This window comes from Aquabacterium lacunae, assembly GCF_004310865.1.
Classification (GTDB): Bacteria; Pseudomonadota; Gammaproteobacteria; order Burkholderiales; family Burkholderiaceae_C; genus Aquabacterium; species Aquabacterium lacunae.
Genome location: NZ_SIXI01000018.1, coordinates 1 through 2,464 on the forward strand (window position 1 = coordinate 1; position 2,464 = coordinate 2,464).

Here is a 2,464-nt window from a genome sequence, read left to right on the forward strand (position 1 = left end):
GAATCTACGAAGCAGGCCTTCTACTAAGATGGGCAACATCGTGCCTTCGGGCCGCGGCCTAACTGGTTGTTCAACAGGACGTCTACCAGCTTCGCTGGCATCCGCCTGTTAACGCGGGCGTTAGGCCCACCCCAAAAACCACCAATTAAGTATGAGAACGAAGTTACTGTTTTTACTGCCGACCATCTTGTTGATAAATGCTTGCGGCAACATCAATATGAAGTCTGTCACGCAAGGCTTTTCGCAACCTTATAAAGAGCCCACATCGGGATCCATGGCTCGTCTTAGGACAATTTCAACCGGGACCGTCAGATTGATACCTGGAACAGATTGCGTTAACTGGCAAATTGACGGATTGGGGCTAGTTAACTCACGAAACATGGCCTTCCTAAACGACAAGACATTCAACAATCGGTCTCTTGGAATGCCCGCCGAAACCCCGCCAAAAAATTTCTCGGAGGTTTATATTGCAGCAGAGCAAAGCATTACAGCCGTTACCACGGAAGACGATCATATATTATCGATATCCTTCAGGCCCGAAACGGGAGCGGATTACGAGCTTGGATCGTACTGCATCAGAGGGAAATGCTTTGTGAGCCTGAGGCGAATCGAAGCGTCGCTGGACAAAAACAAGCTTTCGTATACTGCAGAAAAATTTTCAGTGGTCGGTCTTTGCAAATAATTGCGAAGGCAGTGTTTTGCTGCAAAAACCTAAGCCAAATGATAAAGCTGACCCAGCCTTGGCTTTGCGGAAGCTCGCCTGTCTTTTGTGGGCACGCCAACCTAACGCACGATCACCGCTGTATGCAAGGTAGCCCGCCCATTGGCGCACGCCACCGCTCTGGAAGTGGTAACGCCATCACCGAGCACTGGCACGGGCGCTTCGCGCTGGCACCGTGGCCTAACTCGGCGGTCAAGCGGACGCCAACACTGGCCATGCCTGCGGCATCTTCATGGCCAGTGTTGGTGCCCTCCGCCCTGTCGGGCTCCGGCGCCGCTTACCTTGGGCGTTAGGCCTCACACCCACGAGCATGTGCATGCAAGCAGCGAAACGCGAATTCCTGATATACGAGCTTGGCCTATTGAGTCTTAAGGCCGCGCTTTCAACCCGAGCTGGTGGCGCTCCAATCTATGCCCGCTCATGCAAGGAACACCAGAGAGGAGCCACTAAAGACGGATTCCGCGCTGTCCTACATGAAGTCCTTGTCAATTACTCCAGCGGCACTGTTGACGAAGAGCAGCACGTTTACTTCATAGCCAACACGGCAGAGCGGTTCACAAAACGGTATTCAAAGACGCTCCATCAAGGTAGGCTCCGCTTCGGTGTTGCACAGAAGCTCATCAACATGCATCTCAAGTATCTATGGGTAGCGGGAATCATTGACGAGCCGATCCACTGCCCAATCGACGGGATCGTCCGAGACCTCGCTGGGCTTCAGTACGACTGGACCTCAAGTGACTCGCAAGATGAATACTTAACGGCAATCTCACATCTCAAGCGTGTGGCTGCTTCTCGTAGCCTCGCTGTATGGGAACTCGAAGAGTTTCGGCGCCGCGCGCAATGAGACCTAACACTTCGGTTGTGCCGGATACGAAGCTTGGCCGCCTATTGTGGACATTCCAACCTAACGGAGGAGCCGCTCACCATGCAACGCAGCCCGCCCACTGGCGCTCGCCATCGCTCTGGAAGTGGTAACGTCATCACCGAGCTTGGGCACGGGCGCTTCGCGCAGACACCGCGGCCTAACTCGGCGTTCAACGCGGACGCCACCATGGGCCATCGCTTCGCGATTTTGATGACCCATGGTGGTGCCCTCCGCGCTTCGCGCTCCGGCGCCGGTTAACTTGGGCGTTAGGCAACACCAATACATCGAGGCATCTAACATGGACCTGCCATCGGTCTCTGACATTCCTTCGCTCACGTTCGATGAACTCACTGAGCACAAGCGCTTGTCTCGGGTGAATCTAGAGCTTTACCTTGACATCGTTGAACACATCGATAACGAGCTACTTGCCAGGTCGCCGACGTCCAACTACAAATGCATGAAGTGCGGTCACACAAAATACGAGGAGCATCGACTTCGTGCCGCTCAGGGTGGCCTCGGATCCTTCTTTGGGGTCGAATCGGCTCAATACACTTCCATCGTTTGCTCCCGATGCAAGTTCTCCGAGTTCTATCAAGGCAATGTCCCCATTGGTCAGCAAGCGCTGGACTTCGTCTTCGGGCGCTAAACAATGGCCACCAAGCACTTCACCCAAGTGTCGCGTAGATTGACACATCAAGTGCAACACCCTACCGGCCGTGATGGTACACCCAGTGCGGTGATCGATAACCCGATCTTTTGCGCGGTCTCATATTAATTTCTCGGGCAACTTCATCACATTCCTCCTGGGTCACCTGACTCAAGCACATCCCCTTCGGGAAATACTGCCTCAGCAAGCCGTTGAAGTTTTCATTCGAGCC

The 2,464-nt window shown here is 53.9% G+C and carries 2 protein-coding genes and 1 pseudogene; 2 read left to right on the top strand and 1 reads right to left on the bottom strand.

The genetic code is table 11. The features are described 5' to 3' along the window. Window positions 1–1,037: 1,037 nt before the first annotated feature. Both EYS42_RS16775 and EYS42_RS17510 read left to right on the top strand, forming a co-directional pair. Window positions 1,038–1,565 carry a hypothetical protein gene (locus EYS42_RS16775; protein ID WP_130969359.1) on the top strand — a complete coding sequence of 176 codons (528 nt, stop codon included), beginning with the start codon at window positions 1,038–1,040 and terminating at the stop codon, window positions 1,563–1,565. A 478-nt stretch (window positions 1,566–2,043) separates the two neighbouring features. Continuing rightward, on the top strand, window positions 2,044–2,232 hold the full coding sequence (locus EYS42_RS17510) for a zinc ribbon domain-containing protein (protein ID WP_425358911.1): 189 nt from the start codon (window positions 2,044–2,046) through the stop codon (window positions 2,230–2,232). A 61-nt stretch (window positions 2,233–2,293) separates the two neighbouring features. Here the strand turns inward: EYS42_RS17510 and EYS42_RS17385 are convergent. Continuing rightward, window positions 2,294–2,464, bottom strand: a pseudogene (locus EYS42_RS17385) (IS30 family transposase); the annotation flags it as partial.